18 protein-coding genes are annotated in these 16,878 nt (G+C 68.4%); 10 read left to right on the forward strand and 8 right to left on the reverse strand.

From position 1 onward, the window contains the following. Positions 1–18: 18 nt before the first annotated feature. Positions 19–318, reverse strand: a complete 300-nt coding sequence (locus ACFLIT_RS09140; RefSeq protein WP_479910909.1) for a hypothetical protein — start codon at positions 316–318, stop codon at positions 19–21. A gap of 350 nt (positions 319–668) precedes the next feature. Here ACFLIT_RS09140 and ACFLIT_RS09145 point away from each other — a divergent pair, with 350 nt between their 5' ends. The 3 genes from ACFLIT_RS09145 to rplL all read left to right on the forward strand — a co-directional run bounded on the left by ACFLIT_RS09145 (position 669) and on the right by rplL (position 3,014). Beyond that, positions 669–1,739 carry an NAD(P)-dependent alcohol dehydrogenase gene (locus ACFLIT_RS09145; RefSeq protein WP_479910910.1) on the forward strand — a complete coding sequence of 357 codons (1,071 nt, stop codon included), beginning with the start codon at positions 669–671 and terminating at the stop codon, positions 1,737–1,739. A gap of 315 nt (positions 1,740–2,054) precedes the next feature. Further along, positions 2,055–2,573 (forward strand): 50S ribosomal protein L10, encoded by a 519-nt coding sequence (gene rplJ, locus ACFLIT_RS09150; protein ID WP_479910911.1) that lies wholly within the window; start codon positions 2,055–2,057, stop codon positions 2,571–2,573. A gap of 54 nt (positions 2,574–2,627) precedes the next feature. Continuing rightward, positions 2,628–3,014: a 50S ribosomal protein L7/L12 gene (gene rplL / locus ACFLIT_RS09155; protein ID WP_479910912.1), complete on the forward strand. Its 387-nt coding sequence runs from the start codon at positions 2,628–2,630 to the stop codon at positions 3,012–3,014. A gap of 183 nt (positions 3,015–3,197) precedes the next feature. Here rplL and ACFLIT_RS09160 read toward each other — a convergent pair whose 3' ends face one another. The 4 genes from ACFLIT_RS09160 to groES form a co-directional block, all read right to left on the reverse strand. Further along, complete coding sequence (locus tag ACFLIT_RS09160) at positions 3,198–4,145, reverse strand: hypothetical protein (RefSeq protein WP_479910913.1); 948 nt, start codon at positions 4,143–4,145, stop codon at positions 3,198–3,200. Between the two features lie 395 nt (positions 4,146–4,540). Then, positions 4,541–5,437: a restriction endonuclease gene (locus ACFLIT_RS09165; protein WP_479910914.1), complete on the reverse strand. Its 897-nt coding sequence runs from the start codon at positions 5,435–5,437 to the stop codon at positions 4,541–4,543. Positions 5,438–5,738: 301 nt separating this feature from the next. Continuing rightward, positions 5,739–7,376, reverse strand: a complete 1,638-nt coding sequence (groL, locus tag ACFLIT_RS09170) for a chaperonin GroEL (RefSeq protein WP_479910915.1) — start codon at positions 7,374–7,376, stop codon at positions 5,739–5,741. A 54-nt stretch (positions 7,377–7,430) separates the two neighbouring features. After that, positions 7,431–7,718 carry a co-chaperone GroES gene (gene groES / locus ACFLIT_RS09175; RefSeq protein ID WP_479910916.1) on the reverse strand — a complete coding sequence of 96 codons (288 nt, stop codon included), beginning with the start codon at positions 7,716–7,718 and terminating at the stop codon, positions 7,431–7,433. A gap of 241 nt (positions 7,719–7,959) precedes the next feature. Between groES and ACFLIT_RS09180 the strand changes: the two genes are divergently transcribed. Genes ACFLIT_RS09180 through ACFLIT_RS09190 form a run of 3 tightly spaced genes read left to right on the forward strand, consistent with a single transcriptional unit; the run spans position 7,960 to position 9,741 of the window. Then, positions 7,960–8,385: a DUF4345 family protein gene (locus tag ACFLIT_RS09180; RefSeq protein ID WP_479910917.1), complete on the forward strand. Its 426-nt coding sequence runs from the start codon at positions 7,960–7,962 to the stop codon at positions 8,383–8,385. After that, entirely contained in the window at positions 8,385–8,978 is a 594-nt protein-coding gene (locus ACFLIT_RS09185) for a GNAT family N-acetyltransferase (protein WP_479910918.1), read from the forward strand. The genes ACFLIT_RS09180 and ACFLIT_RS09185 overlap by 1 nt, the downstream gene beginning before the upstream one ends. A 58-nt stretch (positions 8,979–9,036) precedes the next feature. After that, entirely contained in the window at positions 9,037–9,741 is a 705-nt protein-coding gene (locus ACFLIT_RS09190) for a glutathione S-transferase N-terminal domain-containing protein (RefSeq protein ID WP_479910919.1), read from the forward strand. A 3-nt stretch (positions 9,742–9,744) separates the two neighbouring features. Here the strand turns inward: ACFLIT_RS09190 and tadA are convergent, their stop codons facing one another. Next, positions 9,745–10,206, reverse strand: coding sequence for a tRNA adenosine(34) deaminase TadA (gene tadA / locus ACFLIT_RS09195; protein ID WP_479910920.1), 462 nt, complete (start codon positions 10,204–10,206; stop codon positions 9,745–9,747). A gap of 70 nt (positions 10,207–10,276) precedes the next feature. Between tadA and ACFLIT_RS09200 the strand changes: the two genes are divergently transcribed. The 3 genes from ACFLIT_RS09200 (at position 10,277) to ACFLIT_RS09210 (ending at position 13,477) form a co-directional block, all read left to right on the forward strand. Continuing rightward, positions 10,277–11,848 carry a pseudouridine synthase gene (locus ACFLIT_RS09200; RefSeq protein ID WP_479910921.1) on the forward strand — a complete coding sequence of 524 codons (1,572 nt, stop codon included), beginning with the start codon at positions 10,277–10,279 and terminating at the stop codon, positions 11,846–11,848. A gap of 17 nt (positions 11,849–11,865) precedes the next feature. After that, positions 11,866–12,429: a 16S rRNA (guanine(966)-N(2))-methyltransferase RsmD gene (rsmD, locus tag ACFLIT_RS09205; protein WP_479910922.1), complete on the forward strand. Its 564-nt coding sequence runs from the start codon at positions 11,866–11,868 to the stop codon at positions 12,427–12,429. 73 nt (positions 12,430–12,502) lie between these two features. Beyond that, positions 12,503–13,477: a S1C family serine protease gene (locus ACFLIT_RS09210; RefSeq protein WP_479910923.1), complete on the forward strand. Its 975-nt coding sequence runs from the start codon at positions 12,503–12,505 to the stop codon at positions 13,475–13,477. A gap of 10 nt (positions 13,478–13,487) precedes the next feature. Here ACFLIT_RS09210 and ACFLIT_RS09215 read toward each other — a convergent pair whose 3' ends face one another. Continuing rightward, positions 13,488–13,865, reverse strand: a complete 378-nt coding sequence (locus ACFLIT_RS09215) for a VOC family protein (RefSeq protein WP_479910924.1) — start codon at positions 13,863–13,865, stop codon at positions 13,488–13,490. 139 nt (positions 13,866–14,004) lie between these two features. On the opposite strand from ACFLIT_RS09215, the gene ACFLIT_RS09220 reads away from it, so the two are divergent. After that, the gene (locus tag ACFLIT_RS09220) at positions 14,005–16,416 is read left to right on the forward strand and encodes a TonB-dependent receptor plug domain-containing protein (protein ID WP_479910925.1); all 2,412 of its coding nucleotides are present in this window, start codon (positions 14,005–14,007) and stop codon (positions 16,414–16,416) included. Positions 16,417–16,585: 169 nt separating this feature from the next. Here the strand turns inward: ACFLIT_RS09220 and ACFLIT_RS09225 are convergent, their stop codons facing one another. After that, entirely contained in the window at positions 16,586–16,861 is a 276-nt protein-coding gene (locus tag ACFLIT_RS09225; RefSeq protein ID WP_479910926.1) for a YjhX family toxin, read from the reverse strand. Positions 16,862–16,878 lie beyond the last annotated feature (17 nt).

A 16,878-nucleotide genomic window follows, 5' to 3' on the forward strand; every position in this document is an offset into this window, starting at 1 on the left:
AACCGCTGTTGCCGTGCGTCAGCCCGGCAGGCGTCCGAAGCCGGCCTCGCCGCGCAGGCCGGCGGCCTTGCGGAGGGCGATGGGCGCGACCGCTTTCCAGTATCCGGCGTCCTCGTCGCGAGCGAGACCGGCGCGTTCGGCGGCGCGCAGACGGCGAGCGGCGGCGATGGCCAGCATCCGGGCGTGCTCGCCGCGGGTGGTCGGCTGCAGGATCCACAGTGGGCGGGGCTGCGGAACCGGGGCCTCGGTCACGGGATGGATGAAGGCTTCGACCAGGGCCCAGGTGCGGGCCTTCGGCGAGATCTTGGACACGTACATCAGCACGCTCGCGAAGTCGGAGCGACGAGCGCTTCGGCGCCCGCCCCTCCAGTCGAGGTGAAAATCGCCTTCGCGATCATGGTTAAAATGGGCGCCCGCACAAAACGTTCAACAGCCTGTGGATAAAATGCGGAATTCATAAGGCGATTCAGCGCTTGGACTTGGGCGACACAGACATTGAACGGCGCCGCCACGCCAAATCCGGTCGCAGGCCGGCGAACCTCGATCAGTCCGTCGATGAGCGCCGCTCACCGCCAAATGAGTTGGGGGCGAGGCGGACCGCGCCATATGATGGCGGCGCCGACCGCGGGTCGCGCCTCTCCCTTGCCCAAGCCTTCCGGAGCCTCGTCATGAGCAACGCAGCCGGCTACGCCGCCCAGAGCGCGACGTCCCCCCTCACCTATTTCGACCTGCAACGGCGCGAGCCCGGCCCTGACGACGTCGAGATCGACATCCTGTTCTGCGGCGTCTGCCACTCGGACCTGCACTATGTGCGCGGCGAATGGGGGCCGGTGCCCTACCCGGCCGCGCCGGGGCACGAGATCGTCGGCCGGGTGACCCGCGTCGGCTCGGCGGTGACCAAGCTGAAGGTCGGCGACATGGCCGGCGTCGGCTGCATCGTCGACAGCTGCCTCAGCTGCAGCGCCTGCCAGGAGAACCTGGAGAACTACTGCGAAACCGGGATGATCGGCACCTACGGCGGCGTCGAGAAGCAGACCGGCCTGCCGACCCAGGGCGGCTACACCTCGAAGATCGTGGTGCGCGACCACCACGTGCTGAAGGTTCCGGAGGGCCTCGACCCCGCCGCCGCCGCGCCACTGCTTTGCGCTGGCATCACCACCTATTCGCCGCTGCGCCACTGGAAGGTGGGGCCGGGCCACAAGGTGGGCGTCGTCGGCCTCGGCGGCCTCGGCCACATGGCCGTGAAGCTGGCCGCGGCCATGGGCGCGGAAGTCACCCTCTTCACCACCTCGCCGGACAAGGTGGAGGACGGCAAGGCGCTGGGGGCGACGAACGTCGTCATTTCCAAGGATCCGGAGCAGATGAAGGCGGTGGCCAACAGCCTGGACTTCATCGTCAACACCGTGGCCGCCAGCCACGACCTCGACCCCTTCATAGCCGCCCTAAAGCGCGACGGGGTGCTGACCCTGGTCGGCGTGCCCTCCACCCCGCACCCGACGCCCGGGATCATGGGCCTGATCGCCCGCCGCAAGAGCATCGCCGGCTCGATGATCGGCGGCATCGCCGAGACCCAGGAGATGCTCGACTTCTGTGCCGAGAAGGGCATCGGCGCCGAGATCGAGGTGATCCCGATCCAGGAGATCAACACCGCCTTCGAGCGCATGCTGAACGGCAAGGTGAAGTACCGCTTCGTCATCGACATGCAGTCGCTGAAGGACGAGGCCGCCAAGGCGGCCTAGGCTTTCGGGCGCGGAGCCTTGAGTTCCGCGCCCCTTTCCTCTATACGCGCGCCTTCTTCGTCGGGTCCGCCCGGCTGAGAGACCTGTCCAAGAACTACGGGGTCCGGAGGTCATCCGGGCCATAAGTGAGGAAGAGCCCTTTCTCGCCGCAGGGAGATGGGGAAGCGAGCAGCTCCCACGAGACGCCCAGCGCGCCCTCGGGGACGGACGCATTCCTTCGGACAGCACCGACCGGCCCGGCTCCGCGAGCGATCGCGGCGCAAGGCCAACGGCGTTTCGGGCAGTCCGAAGCGCCGAACTTCTATGGAGACCGCAATGGACCGCGCTCAAAAGGCCGAGTCGATCGAGACGCTGAAAGGCGTCTTCGCCGACGCCGGCGCCGTGGTCGTGACCCACTACATGGGTCTGACCGTTGCGGAAATGACGGACCTGCGTGGCCGCCTTCGTAAGGAAGGCGCCACCCTGAAGGTGGTCAAGAACACCCTCGCCACCAAGGCGCTGGACGGCTCGGCGGGCGAAAAGGGCGACGCCCTGTTCGTCGGCCCCGTCGCCATCGCCTACGGCCCCGACCCCGTGTCGGCCGCCAAGGTGGCTGTCGCCTACGCCAAGGAGAACGACAAGTTCACCGTGGTCGGCGGCATCCTGGGTCAATCGACCGTTCTGGACGAATCGGCGGTGAAGTCGCTCGCGACCCTGCCCTCGCTCGACCAGATCCGCGGCCAGCTCATCGGACTGCTGCAAGCCCCCGCGACCAAGGTCGCCGGCGTGCTGCAGGCCCCGGCGGGCCAACTGGCTCGCGTCTTCAACGCCTACGCGACCAAAGACGCCGCCTAAGCCCACCCGTCATTTTCCGACACATCCAACCCTATTCCTCCGAAGGAAAACTCAATGTCCAAGCTCGACAAGATCGTTGAAGACCTGTCCGCCCTGACCGTGCTGGAAGCCGCCGAGCTCTCCAAGCTGCTCGAAGAAAAGTGGGGCGTCTCCGCCGCCGCTCCGGTGGCCTTCGCCGCCGCCCCGGCCGCCGGTGGCGCTGCTCCGGCCGAAGCCGCCGAAGAGCAAACCGAGTTCACCGTCGTTCTGACCGCCGGCGGCGACAAGAAGATCAACGTGATCAAGGAAGTCCGCGGCGTTCGCCCGGACCTCGGCCTGAAGGAAGCCAAGGACCTCGTCGAAGGCGCCCCGGCGACCGTGAAGGAAAACGTCTCGAAGCAAGAAGCCGAAGAGATCAAGAAGAAGCTCGAAGAAGCCGGCGCCACCGTCCAGATCAAGTAATTGGACCGCGCCCCTGGCGCGGACCGATTATCCCGGCGCAGGCCGGGATCCAGACGAGGGACTGTCGATTTCGACGTCTTTTCGGAAGCGGCCTCGGGGAAAACCCCGGGGCCGTTTTCTTTTGGGCGCCGTCCAGCGCGCTCCGCCCCATCCGCGACGGAGGACGGAGAGTCGGCGGGGCGACTAGATCGGCGGACGGGACGCATAGGGATTGGGCGGCGGCTTGCAGAGCACCGGCGATCCGCCCGGCTCCCCCGGCTCGACGAACATCACCTTGAGGGTCTTAACCTCCGGCGGCGGCCCGTTCTCCGCCCTCAGGCGCCGGCGGCGGCGCGTCGACGGCGCCCAGGGATCGCGCGGCGCGGACGGCGCGGCGGGCGAGGCCGACCGTTCGAGATCGAGGAGGCGCCGGGCCATGCCGGGATTGCGGGCGAAGACGGCGAGCGGCAGGCCGACGCCCCGCACATCGACGCCCCGCGCATCGGGCACGCCGGCGGCGATCTCGGCCTGGGCCCAGGGCTCGAGGGCCAGGCGCGGCCAATCAGGGGCGAGGCCGAGGTCGGCGCAGAGCCGATCGACGACCTCGCTGAACGGCCGGTCGACCAGATCGCCGAACAAATCCTCGTCGGCCAGCCGCTCGCGCGCCTCGCGGACGCAGCCCTGCACGGCCGCGACGGCTGCGGCGTCGTCCGCCTCATTCGGCAGGGCGGCCTCGAAATGATCCTCGGCGATGCGCTGGGCCAGACGCTCGGCCCGGGCGCGACGCGCCTCGGTCTCGGCGCGGCGATCCTCCACGCCCCGCAGCGCCACGCCCTGGGCCTGGGCCGCCCTTTCGCGGGTGAGCTGCGACCACAGGGCGACCGACCGGCGCACGGTGCGCGCCGCGCGGTCGAAGGCCAGGGCGGGATCGCCGGAGAACACCACCGGCGCGGCGACCGCCGGCGCCGGCGGCGCGACATAGGCGGGCGGCGCAGCGGCCGCATCGGCCACGGTGTTGGCGGCGGCGAGGGCCTGACGCCCGGTAGCCTCGGCGACCTCCATGGCCAGCTCGGCCAGGCGCTCAAGGAACGCGATCTGGCGGTCGATGGGGGCCGGGGCGTCAGACGCGAGGGTGGCGGGCGGGGCGGGCATCTAGAACTAATCGTGAACGATCTGCCGCGGTCGGTCTAGACGTAGGTCGGGCTCGCTAGCGTCCTAACCGTGAATAAAAGCGAGTTCTCCACGACAAAATATCGGCGGCACCAAAGGTCGCCTTAGCGCCAGCAGCGAACTTAGGCACTTGAGAATCGAAAAAGGGCGGCACCTCCCGGCCCGCCCTTCCCGTACACTTACTCAGTAGCTCCAGTCGCCTGGGCGGACTTCGTTAGAAGTCCATGTCGCCTATGCCGCCGCCCGGCATGGCCAGGGCGGGGGAGCCTTCTTGAGGGCTTCGAGGATGGCGGCTTCGCTGGTGATCAGCAGGCCCTACATGGAGGCGGCGTCTTGCATGGCGGTGCGGACGCCGTTGGCTAGACCGACAGTGCCCGCTATTCGCCGAAAAAGCCCTCATCGATCGTCTTCAACTCGATGACATCTCGCACCACAACGCCGACCGAATTCCGAGCCATAAGCTCCGCGAGCCGGTCGCCATCGATCAGAACCACGTGAGTCGCTGAAAGCCGTGCGTGCTCGACTGCCTGTTTGCTGAAGCTCGAGGCGGTGACGAAGACGCCCTTGGTCGCCCGCTTGATGTTCAGGGCGCCGATGAAGCTGTTGATGGCGTCGGGGCCAATGTTGGAGCCTTCTTTGTAGCGCTTGGCTTGGATGTAGACGCGATCAAGGCCGAGGGGGTCTTGGTTGACCACGCCATCCACTCCGCCGTCGCCGCTCCCCCCCAGGGCCTCGGCCATCTCTTCACGGCCCTGGCCGTAGCCCATGCGAAGCAGCAGGGTGATGATCAAGGCTTCGAAGTCGCCCGGAGCCATTTGGCGAATGCGGTCGAGGATGTCGGCGCGAAGGCTGGCTTCCAGTTCGCGGCGCGCCTTGTCGATGCGCTCTTCCGGCGTTGAAGCGGCTTCGGCGGCCGGCGCAGCACCGCCCTTGTGAGGCACCAGCTCGGTCACGGCCCCCAGCCGCCACGCATTAAACTCGGGATATCGGCCAAGAACCGTGTTGTTGATCACGGTAGGGTTGGTCTTGAGGAGCTCAATGCCGTCAACCGTCGCACGAAACTGCCCGTGCTTGGTGGGCTCCAGTAGGCCAGCGCGGGTCATGTACTGCTTTGCCCAGTGGAGGCGGTTGTGGAACGTTCCTTGGCGGCCGCTGGGGAGGCGTTCGGCGAGTTGCTCATCGTTGAGCATCAGGTCCGCCGCGATGAGGGGCATGACTTCCATCATGCCGACCGGGCCGTTGGCGTCGGCGGTTCGACGCAGCAGCGGCAACATCAGGGACTCGTAATCGGGAACTGCCATTCGACTTCCTTGAGAGGCCCGACGATCCAATCAGGCGCCATTGAACTCTACAATGGGTGGATTGCTCAGACTGCGCAGACAAAAGCTTGGGTCCCGGCCTTCGCCGGGATGAGCGGTGGTTTGGGTGGGAGCGCCCCCTCCGTCGCGGCGCGGAACGCCGCGCCACCTCCCCCGCTGCGCAGGGGAGGAGATCACCAAACGAAAAAGGGCGGAGCCTCGCGGCCCCGCCCTTCCCGTACGCTTACTCAGTAGCCCGTGCGGACGACGGACTTCGTTAGAAGTCCATGTCGCCCATGCCGCCGCCCGGCATGGCCGGCGGGGGGGAGGCTTTCTTGGGGGCTTCGACGATGGCGGCTTCGGTGGTGATCAGCAGGCCCGACACCGAGGCGGCGTCTTGCAGGGCGGTGCGGACGACCTTGGCCGGGTCGATGACGCCGGCCTGCACCAGGTCGACGTATTCTTCGGTCTGGGCGTTGAAGCCGAAGGTGGCCGAGGCGTTTTCGAGCACCTTGCCGACGACGATCGAGCCTTCCACGCCGGCGTTCTCCGAGATCTGACGGATCGGAGCCTGCAGGGCGCGGCGGATGATGTTGACGCCGGCGGTCTGGTCTTCGTTATCGCCCGTCAGGCCTTCGAGGGCCTTGGAGGCCTTCAGCAGGGCGATGCCGCCGCCCGGAACGATGCCTTCCTCCACGGCCGCGCGGGTCGCGTTGAGGGCGTCGTCGACGCGGTCCTTCTTTTCCTTCACTTCGACTTCGGTGGCGCCGCCGACGCGGATGACCGCCACGCCGCCGGCCAGCTTGGCTAGGCGCTCTTGCAGCTTTTCCTTGTCGTAGTCCGAGGTGGTGTCCTCGATCTGGCGCTTGATCTGGCCGATGCGGCCTTCGATGCCTTCCTTCTCACCCGAACCGTCGACGATGGTGGTGTCGTCCTTGGTGATGGTGACCTTCTTGGCGCGGCCGAGCATGTCGAGCGACACGTTCTCGAGCTTGATGCCGAGGTCTTCCGAGATGACCTGGCCGCCGGTGAGGATGGCGATGTCTTCCAGCATGGCCTTGCGGCGGTCGCCGAAGCCCGGAGCCTTGACGGCGGCGACGCGCAGGCCGCCGCGCAGCTTGTTGACCACCAGGGTGGCCAGGGCTTCGCCTTCGATGTCTTCCGCGATGATCAGCAGCGGGCGGCCGGATTGGACCACGGCTTCCAGCACCGGCAGCATCGGCTGCAGCGAGGAGAGCTTCTTTTCGAAGAGCAGGATCTGCGGGTCTTCGAGGACGGCTTCCATCTTGTCGGCGTTGGTCACGAAGTAGGGCGACAGGTAGCCGCGGTCGAACTGCATGCCCTCGACGACGTCGAGTTCGGTTTCGGCGGTCTTGGCTTCCTCGACGGTGATGACGCCTTCGTTGCCGACCTTGGCCATGGCCTCGGCGATCATCTGACCGACTTCGTCGTCGCCGTTGGCCGAGATGGCGCCGACCTGGCGGATCTCGTCGTTGGTGGTGACCTTCTTGGCCGAGGCCTGGATCTCGGCGACGACGGCCTTCACGGCCTTGTCGATGCCGCGCTTCAGGTCCATCGGGTTGCGGCCCGAGGACACCGACTTCAGGCCCTCGACGGCGATGGCCTGGGCCAGGACGGTGGCGGTGGTGGTGCCGTCGCCGGCCTTGTCGTTGGTCTTGGAGGCGACTTCGCGGATCAGCTGGGCGCCGAGGTTCTCGAACTTGTCAGCCAGTTCGATTTCCTTGGCGACGGAGACGCCGTCCTTGGTCGAGCGCGGGGCGCCGAAGGACTTTTCGATGACGACGTTGCGGCCCTTGGGGCCGAGGGTGACCTTCACCGCATTGGCGAGGATGTTGACGCCGCGCAGCATCTTGTCGCGCGCGTCGGAGGAGAAATAGACGTCTTTGGCGGCCATGGGGCCCTCTCTAAATTAGGGTGTTTCGGAAGCGGTCGCTGAAGGCGGGTCGAGTTACTCGACGACGCCCAGGATGTCGCTTTCCTTCATGATCAGCAGGTCTTCGCCTTCGAGCTTGACCTCGGTGCCGGACCACTTGCCGAACAGGATGCGATCGCCGGCCTTCACGTCGAGGGGCTGGAGCTTGCCGCTGTCATCGCGGGCGCCCGGGCCGACGGAGACCACGAGGCCTTCCTGCGGCTTTTCCTTGACGGTGTCGGGGATGATGATCCCGCCCTTGGTCTTCTGTTCTTCCTCGACGCGCTTCACGAGGACGCGGTCGCCAAGAGGACGAAACGCCATGGTTCTCTTCTCCATTGGGAGCGGTTGAAATAGGGTCCGCATGACGCGCGGAGCGGGGCTTGTTAGCAATCCCCACACCCGAGTGCCAAGCGTGCGCGGGAGGTAGGGGCGGCCTCCTGGCGAGTCAAGCGCGGCGGCCCATACTATCCACGGCGACGTACGCAATTTGATGACGGGCCGCCATGGTGCTGCCAGAACTTCGGCCCATCCCACGAAGGCCGCGCTTGACGCGGACACATGCTTGCAGGCCATTCGGACCATGTTCGCCCTGACCACCGTGAACCTATCGCTGCTGCTCGCCGTCATCGCCTGCGTCATCGGCGGGACGCTGGGCGGGCTGGTGCTGGCGGGCCGCGCGCCCAAGCCGCTGGGGCCGATCGTCGAGGCCGGCGGATCGACCGCGCGGATGCTGGGCGGGGCGGTGATCGCCACCCACGGCGTGGTGGCGGCGATGCTGGGCTACGATCCGCGCATCGGCGCCTGCATGGCCCTGACGCTGACCTTCGCCTGGCTGGGGGCGGCGGGCGGCCGGGTGCTGATCGGCCGTCGCCTGAAGCTGCCGCTCGACCGGCAGACCCTGGTTTTCGAAGTCCTGATGGCCATCGTCCTGGCGATGCCGCTATGGACCATCACCCACGCAATCAGCCGCACTGGAGTCCGCGTTTGATGAACCTCGAACACCGCGAGCTGGAGGGCGCCTGGGTGCGCCTCGAGCCGATCACCGACGCCCACAAGGAGGCGCTGCGCGGCGCCCTGGACTGCGATCCGGCCAGCTGGGAGATCATGCCGCTGAACGGCTGCGGCGAGGGGTTCGACGACTTCTGGGCCGGGCTGACCGGCGAGCAGGCCAAGGGCGGGCGGCTGGCCTACGCCATCGTGCGCCGCGAGGACGGGGCGGTGGTAGGCACCACCAGCTATCTGAACATCCAGCGGCTGCACCAGAACCTGGAGGTGGGCTCCACCTTCCTGCGGCCGGAGGCGCGCTCGACGCCGATCAATCCGGAGAGCAAGCGGCTGCTGCTGGCCCACGCCTTCGACAGCGGGGCGGTGCGCATCCAGTTCAACGTCGACGTCCGCAACGCCCGCAGCCAGGCGGCGGTGGAAAAGCTGGGCGCCGAGAAGGAAGGCGTGCTGCGGCAGAACAAGATCACCTGGACCGGCCACCTGCGGGACACGGCGGTGTTCTCGATCATCGACAGGGACTGGCCGGCGGTGCGCCAGCGGTTGGACTACCGGCTGAGCGAGGATTTCGTCGGGTGAGGCGTTGGCGGCGCGAACCGCCACCCTATCTGTGGCGGACCTGCAGGGAGCCCACGCCATGACCGACCTTTCCGCCTTTCCGATCACCCAGCGCTGGCCGGCCAGGCATCCGGACCGCATTCAGTACTACGGCCTGCCGACGCCCAACGGCGTGAAGGTGTCGATCCTGCTGGAAGAACTGGGCGAGCCCTACGAGGCGCACCTCGTGGACATCGGCAAGAACGAGAGCTGGACGCCGGAATTCCTGTCGCTGAATTCCAACGGCAAGATTCCGGCGATCATCGATCCGAACGGTCCGGGCGGAAAGCCGATGGGGCTGTTCGAGAGCGGGGCGATCCTGCTCTATCTCGCCGACAAGTATGGCCGCTTCATCCCCTCCGACCCGGCCAGGCGCTGGGAGACCATCGCCTGGGTGTTCTGGCAGATGGGCGGGCCGGGGCCGATGTTCGGGCAGGTCGGCTTCTTCCATAGGTTCGCGGGCAAGGACTTCGAGGACAAGCGGCCGCGCGACCGCTACGTCGCCGAGAGCAAGCGGCTGCTGGGCGTGCTGAACGACCGGCTGGAAGGCCGCGAGTGGATCATGGGCGAGGAATACACTATCGCCGACATCAGCCTGCTGGGCTGGGTGCGCAACCTGATCGGCTTCTACGAGGCGGGCGAGCTGGTCGGCTTCAGCGACTTCAAGAATGTCGGCGCCTGGCTGGAACGCGGCCTCGCGCGCCCGGCGGTGCAGCGGGCGGTGAATATTCCGGCGCGGCCCTGATCCCTACTTCCCTCGCCGCGCCTTGAAGAAGGCTCGCAGCAGGCCGGCGCTTTCGTCGGCCATGACGCCGCCTTGGACGGTCGGGCGCCAGTGGATGGTCGGCTGGTCGAACAGCTTGGGGCCGTGGGCCACGGCCCCGCCCTTGGGATCGTCGGCGCCGTAGACCACGCGGCCGATGCGGGCGTGGCTGATGGCGCCGGCGCACATGGCGCAGGGCTCCAGGGTGACGAACAGGGTGAGGTCCGTGAGGCGGTAATTGCCGAGCCTGGCGGCGGCCTGGCGGATGGCGGCGATCTCGGCGTGCGCCGTCGGGTCGTGGGCGCCGATAGGACCGTTGCCGGCGGCGGCGACGATCTCGCCCGTGGCCGGATCTACGATCACGGCGCCGACCGGCGTCTCGCCGCGCGCGGCGGCGGCGAGGGCCTCGGCCAGGGCGGCGCGCATGTAGCTGTCGTCGGATTGCATCGGAGCCGGATCAGGGGTCTAAGGAGCGCGCCCGTCGGGAGACGGCACGGCCACATGAGGGAGTTCAGCCATGGCTGAATACGACGCCTTGGAGCGGGATGAAAATGCGGGTGACGGCGACCGGGTCGCCAAGGCCCTGGCGCGGGCGGGAGTCGCCTCGCGGCGCGAGGTGGAGCGGCTGATCGAAGCCGGCCGCGTGGCGCTGAACGGAACCGTCCTGACCACCCCGGCGGTGAAGATCGCCCCCGGCGACATCCTGACCGTCGACGGCGAGGTGGTGGGCGACGCCGAGCCGACGCGACTGTTCCGCTATCACAAGCCGGTCGGGCTGGTGACCAGCCACAACGACCCGCAGGGCCGCCCGACGGTGTTCGCCGCCTTGCCCGAGGGCCTGCCCCGGCTGATCTCGGTCGGCCGCCTCGACCTCAACTCCGAAGGCCTGCTGCTGCTGACCAACGACGGCGCCCTGTCGCGGGCGCTGGAGCTGCCGTCGTCCGACTGGCCGCGCGTCTATCGCGCCCGGGCGTTCGGCGACGCGACGCAATCGAAGCTGGATCGCCTGAAGGCCGGCGTGACGGTCGAGGGCGTGAAGTACGGCCCCATCGACGCCAGGCTCGACAAGGCCAAGGACGGGACGCAAGGGCGCAACGTCTGGATCACCGTGACCCTGACCGAAGGCAAGAACCGCGAGGTGCGGCGCGTGCTGGAGAGCCTGGGCCTGAAGGTGAACCGCCTGCTGCGCCTGGCCTACGGCCCGTTCGCGCTGGGCGACCTGGCGGTCGGCGCCATCGAGGAGGTCGGGCCTCGGGTGATCCGCGAGCAGCTGGTCGGGCTGGTCGAGGAGCAGGACATGCCCAAGGGCGACCGGCCGCAGTTCGTCAGCGCCCAGGGCAAGACCGGCGGCCGCCGCGCCCCGACGCCGCCGAAGACCGGAGCCGCCGGCGTGGTCCGCCGCCGCGCGCCGCCGGGCGCCGAGAGCATCGGCCCCGAGGAAAAGCCGAAGACCGAATACAAGGCGGGCTGGGCCAGGCCGAAGAGCCGCCCCAATCCGCATGGGCCGTCCAAGCGGACAAGCTACGTGGAGCGGGCCAAGACCGAGGGCAAGACCTTCAGCGATCCGGGACGGGGCGAGAAGCCTCGCGGCGCGCGCAAGGGCAGGGTGTTCGCCCGCGCCGACGACGTGCTGCCCGGCCAGACGCCGCGCGGCCCGGTGCGGGCCTCCGCCACCCTCGACCGTCCGCCGCCCGCGAAGGCGGACAAGCCCGCGAAGCGCAATCCGAAGGCGCACGGCCCGCGCCCGTCGCGTCCGCCGGAAAGGCCGGACAAGGCGCCTTCCAGCGCGCCCTTCGCCAAGACCTTCGCACGCCCGGCCAGGGATGAGCGCGCGCCCCGCAAGGACGCGGGCGTCCGCTTCGACCCGGCCGACACCCCCTACGAGCGCGCGCGCAAGGAGTTCGGCGACCGCAGACCCGCATCGGCTCGCCCCTCAGGCGACCGCCCTTCCGATGGCCCGCCGCGTGGTGACGGACCGCGTCCGCCGCGCCCGCAAGGCGCTCGCCCCTCCGGCGGACAGGGACGCCCCGGATCGGATCGACCCCGGCCGGACCGGAAAGGCCCGCCCCGCGGCCCGAAGCCGCGCTGAGCCGGGCGGGCTGAACCATGCGCATCGTAGGCGGTGATTTTCGCGGCCGGGCCCTGGTCGCTCCACCCGGCATGGGCACCCGTCCGACAGCGGACCGGGTGCGCCAGGCCCTGTTCGACGTGCTGGCCCATGCGCCGTGGTCGCAGCCCTTCGCGGGCCTCAGGGTGATGGACCTGTTCGCGGGCTCGGGCGCGCTGGGGCTTGAGGCGGTCTCGCGCGGCGCGGCCTTCTGCCTGTTCGTGGAGACCGACGCCGAGGCGCGCGGGGCGATCCGCGACAACATCGAGGCCCTGGGCCTGTTCGGCAGGACCCGCATCCACCGCCGCGACGCCATCGACCTGGGCCCGAAGCCGGCCGCCGACGGCGCGCCCTTCGACCTGGCCTTCCTCGACCCGCCCTACGCCAAGGGCCTGGGGGAGAGGGCGCTGGCGGGCCTGAAGGAGGGCGGCTGGCTGGCGCCGGGCGCGATCTGCGTGCTGGAGCGGGCCAAGGACGAGCCGGCGGTGGAGATTCCAGAGTTCGAGGTGATCGACGAGCGGGCCTGGGGCCCGGCGGGGGTGCTGTTTCTGCGCACAAGCTAACCCTCCTCGAAGGGAGAGCTTGCGCGGCGTTCGAACACCTCCAACCTTAGAAGGGTTCGACAGGAGACTCGCGTTGGCCACACCTTTTGACGGCTTCGAAGTCGCCGCGGCCCTCAGGCCCTCGGCGCGCGGATACGAATTCGATCTCGCCCGCGCCCTCGACGCCGTGGTGGCCCTGGAGGCCCAGATTCCGTCCGACGCCATGACCGCCTCGATCCTGGGGACCGAGCGCATCGGCAACGCCGTGGTGATCGGCGCCGACGGTCTGCTGCTGACCATCGGCTATCTGATCACCGAGGCCGAGACCGTGACCCTGACGCTCAACGACGGCCGCACGGTGCAGGCCCACGCCCTGGGCGTCGATCAGGCGACCGGCTTCGGCCTGGTGCAGGCGCTGGAGCCGCTGGGCGTCGATCCCCTGCCGCTCGGCGACAGCCGTCCGCTGGACTCGCAGATGGCGGTGATCATCGCCGGGGCCGGCGGCCGGGCCCACGCCGCGGCCGGCCGCGTGCTGACCCGCATGCAGTTCGCCGGCTATTGGGAATATCTGCTCGACGACGCGATCATCACCGAGCCGGCCCATCCGCACTGGAGCGGCGCGGCCCTGATCGGCGCCGAGGGCGAGTTGCTGGGCATCGGGTCGCTGAGCCTGGAGAGCGTGACGCCCGAGGGCCCGCGCCCGATCAATATGTTCGTGCCGATCCAACACCTGCCGCCGATCCTCGACGACCTGTCGCGCGGGGTCGCCAGCGAGGCGCCGCGCCCGTGGCTGGGCGTCTTCGCCCACGACATGAGCGGCCGCATCGTCATCGGCGGGATCAGCCCCAAGAGCCCGGCCGAGCGAGCCGAGCTGAAGGCCGGCGACCTGATCCTGGCCTTGGCCGACAGGCCGGTGGCCGATCTCGCCGACCTCTACACCCGCATGTGGGCGCTGGGGCCGGCCGGGGTGACCATCCCGCTGACGCTGGAGCGGGACGGCGACGTGTTCGACGTCGAGGTGCGTTCGGCCGACCGGATGAAGCAGCTGCGCAAGCCGCGATTCAACTGACGACCTCGAGCTATTTCGCCGCGTAGGTGACGACCTCGATCTTGTGGCCGTCGGGGTCGCGGACGAAGGCGGCGTAATAGTGCGCGTCGTAGGCGGATCGCACAGCCGGCGCGCCGTCGTCGGCGCCGCCATGCGCCAAGGCGGCGGCGTGGAAGCGATCGACCATGGTTCGTGTCTCGACGGCGAAGGCGATGTGCGAGCCGTTGCCGACCGTCGCCGGCGCGCCGTCGATCGGGACCTGGACGCTGAAGTGGAAGGTCCCGCTGCCGTACCCCAGGCCCTCGTCCTCGGCGGCCATGAGCGCGAGGCCGACGAGAGGCAGAACGGCGTCGTAGAAGCGTTTGGAGCGGGCTACGTCGTCGGTTCCGACCGAGACATGGTGGATCATGGCCGCCTCCGGCTGACTTCGCTCGATAACGGCGACGGCTGCGCTTTGCTCCCTCCTACTCGCCCTATCGAACGACGCCATTGCTTCGATGCCGCGCCCCAGTTATGTGACGTAATAACATAACATCAAGGAGGGGTTGATGCGCTGCTTTGGAATGATGGCCGCCGCCGTCGGGTTGATCTGGTCTTCCGGCGCGGGCGCGCAACCCGCCGCCCCCGGAACCGAGGACGAAGCATCGTCGCGGCGCACCTCGGAGGTCGAAAGCGTGGTCGTCACCGGATCGATGATCCGCAGCCTTCCTCGCGAATATGTCGCCAGCCCGGTGTTCACCTACACGAAGGCGGACGTCGTCCGCTCCGGCGCCAATGCGATGTCGGAGTACATCCTCACTATTCCGCAGAATTTCGCCTCGGATATCAGCGACTTCGGCACCGCCGCGACCAGCATCGGCTCCACCCTGAGCACCGCCACCTCGTACAACCAGTTCGATGCGTTCGCGGCCTTCGCCCTGCGGGGGCTCGCCTCCGACGCCACCCTGACGCTGGTGAACGGCCGGCGCATGCCTTCGGTGGGCATGGTCGAGGCCTCGACCGTTTCGGTCATTCCCTCGGCGTTGATCGAACGGATCGACATCATTTCGGACGGCGCGTCGGCGACCTACGGCGCGGATGCGGTCGCCGGGGTCGTCAACCTCGTCACCCGCAAGATCGCCGACGGCGTCGAAATGCGCGCCCGCGCCGGGGTGATGACCGAGACCGGCGCCAAGAGTTGGGACGGCAGCGTGTTGAGCGGGACGAGCTGGGAGGGCGGCAGCCTTTACGGCATGGCCAGCTACCAGCGCCGCGACGAGTTCGTGACCGATCCGGTGATTTCAGGCCGCACGCCGCTGCAGATCAGTCAGTTGCCCCAGGAGGATCTCAGCGGCCTCTACGCTGGCGCGCGTCAGGACGTCGGGCCCCTCACCTTCTCCATCGACGGATCACATTTCCGGCGCGACCGCTCCGCCCGGCTCGACTACCCCAACACGCCGGCCAGCAGCCGCGACTATCAAAGCCTCACGACGGGCTATTCGCTCAACGGCGCGATGCACTGGGACAACGGCGGCGAACGTCAGGTCGATGTGAACCTGGACTACGGGCAAACCAAGTCCGGAAGCGACCTCACCTACGGCAGCGGCAGGACGACGGGCTACAACCACCGGAACCGGTTGTTCGTCGCCGAAGCCACCGGCCAGACGGCCGTGGCGTCGCTGCCGGCCGGTCCGATCATTCTCGCGGCCGGCGCGCAGTATCGCCGAGAGACCCTGCGAACGGACGCAGCCATCTTCTTCCACCTGGCCGGCGGCGAGCGAACGGCCAAGTCGGTGTTCGGCGAGCTCAGCGTGCCGGTCGTCAGCCCCGATATGAACGTTCCGTTCGTTCGCGGCCTGAGCTTGTCGGCGGCCACCCGATACGAGGATCTTGGCTTCGACACCGCCCTGGCGCCGAAGGGGGGCGCCCGCTGGCAGATCAATGAGTCCGTCGCCCTGCGCGGCACCTACGCCCGGTCGTTCCTCGTACCACGGTTCCGCGACACCATCGGCATCGCCGAGCAGGTTTCCTTCTGGAGTCAGCCGTTCGCCTTTCTGCCGCCAGGAAGCCAGAACCCGGCCCTGCCCGCCGGCGACGCCCTGGCCATCTATCGCGCCGGCGCCAATCCGGGCCTGGACACGCAAAAGGCCGACACCTTCACCGTCGGGATCGATCTGACGCCGACCTCGCTGCCCGGCCTCTCGATCAAGGCCGGCTACTACCGCATCGAGATCAAGGGCCGCGTCGTCACGCCCAGCCAAGACGATGCGGCGAGCTTGCGCGACCTTCAGCGGTTCAACATCGTCAATCCCACAGCGGCGCAGATCGACGCCGTGGTGAACAATCCGACGACCTTCCGCTGGTTTTCGGCCAACGTCCCCTTCGTCAACGGCGGAGACACCGTCGTCTACAACGCCGCCAGCGAAATCCCCAGCGGCTTGCTGTCCCAGGTCCAGGCCATCCTCGACATCCGCCCGCAGAACTTCGCGGTGGAGTTCACCGACGGCCTCGATCTCGACGCCGCCTACAGCACCGAACTGTTCGGCGGCGATGCGCGCCTGCAACTGACCGGGCAGTACATCTTCAACCTCGACCTGAGGGCCGGCGACGGCGCGCCGGTGTCCCGCCTCGATGGATACGCCCAGCCGTCGAACCTGCGGCTGAACGGCAGCGCGGTCTGGGGGCGGGACGGCGTCTCGGTCGGAACGGTCGTGAACTATGTCGATGGCTTCACCGACAATCGCCCCGGCGTGACCCCCAGCAAGATCGGCTCCTACACGACCGCCTCGCTCTTCCTCGGCCTGGACCTCGGCCGCATGAGCGCGCGGGCGGCGTTCGCCGACACCGAGGCGCAGCTGGTCATCGCCAACGTTTTCGACAACCGGCCGCCGACGATCGCGAACGGCTACCTTGGCTTCGACCCGTACAACAATCCGCCCAACCCGCGCACCGCCAGCCTTGTGTTGACCAAGCGCTTCTAGAGCCTTTTAGGGCCAGATGGAATCATCTGGCCCGTTGAAAAAGGCTCTACTTCCTGATGTTTAGAGTGCGCCCGGGCGGGTTAACCGCATACACTTAACCCTGGCGCGCTCTAGGGATCGACCCGCGCGACGAAAGCCCCTCCCCCATCGCTGGGGGAGGGGTTCCGGATCACCAGGCCCGCGCCGAGACGCGGTTGTCGAGCTGGGCGCGAAGGCAGTGGAGGCCTTCGCGGGTGATGCGATAGGGACCGCCGTTGCGGCTGGCGATCAGGCCGCGCGCCTTCAGCTTCTTGAAGACGGCGAGGGTGCAGTCGGTGAGGCGCCAGCCATCGTGGCTGAGGCATTCGGCGTCGAGGACGCGGCCCTCGGGGTCGCGGATCAGCAGAATGCGCCCGCCCTGGGCGAGCGCGTGCAGCGTGCGCTGCTGCGGCTTGGAGATGTTCAAGGAAAGGTCCGTAGGTC

Source organism: Caulobacter sp. HJHS_5 (genome assembly GCF_056683955.1).

Coding starts and splice junctions, on each gene's coding strand:
- ACFLIT_RS09220 (WP_479910925.1), top strand. CDS start 14,005: ATGCGCTGCTTTGGAATGATGGCCGCCGCCGTCGGGTTGATCTGGTCT.
- ACFLIT_RS09200 (WP_479910921.1), top strand. CDS start 10,277: ATGGCTGAATACGACGCCTTGGAGCGGGATGAAAATGCGGGTGACGGC.
- groL (WP_479910915.1), bottom strand. CDS start 7,376: ATGGCCGCCAAAGACGTCTATTTCTCCTCCGACGCGCGCGACAAGATG.
- ACFLIT_RS09165 (WP_479910914.1), bottom strand. CDS start 5,437: ATGTTGCCGCTGCTGCGTCGAACCGCCGACGCCAACGGCCCGGTCGGC.
- ACFLIT_RS09160 (WP_479910913.1), bottom strand. CDS start 4,145: ATGCCCGCCCCGCCCGCCACCCTCGCGTCTGACGCCCCGGCCCCCATC.
- ACFLIT_RS09140 (WP_479910909.1), bottom strand. CDS start 318: ATGTACGTGTCCAAGATCTCGCCGAAGGCCCGCACCTGGGCCCTGGTC.
- ACFLIT_RS09145 (WP_479910910.1), top strand. CDS start 669: ATGAGCAACGCAGCCGGCTACGCCGCCCAGAGCGCGACGTCCCCCCTC.
- ACFLIT_RS09190 (WP_479910919.1), top strand. CDS start 9,037: ATGACCGACCTTTCCGCCTTTCCGATCACCCAGCGCTGGCCGGCCAGG.
- ACFLIT_RS09185 (WP_479910918.1), top strand. CDS start 8,385: ATGAACCTCGAACACCGCGAGCTGGAGGGCGCCTGGGTGCGCCTCGAG.
- ACFLIT_RS09215 (WP_479910924.1), bottom strand. CDS start 13,865: ATGATCCACCATGTCTCGGTCGGAACCGACGACGTAGCCCGCTCCAAA.
- rplL (WP_479910912.1), top strand. CDS start 2,628: ATGTCCAAGCTCGACAAGATCGTTGAAGACCTGTCCGCCCTGACCGTG.
- groES (WP_479910916.1), bottom strand. CDS start 7,718: ATGGCGTTTCGTCCTCTTGGCGACCGCGTCCTCGTGAAGCGCGTCGAG.
- tadA (WP_479910920.1), bottom strand. CDS start 10,206: ATGCAATCCGACGACAGCTACATGCGCGCCGCCCTGGCCGAGGCCCTC.
- rsmD (WP_479910922.1), top strand. CDS start 11,866: ATGCGCATCGTAGGCGGTGATTTTCGCGGCCGGGCCCTGGTCGCTCCA.
- rplJ (WP_479910911.1), top strand. CDS start 2,055: ATGGACCGCGCTCAAAAGGCCGAGTCGATCGAGACGCTGAAAGGCGTC.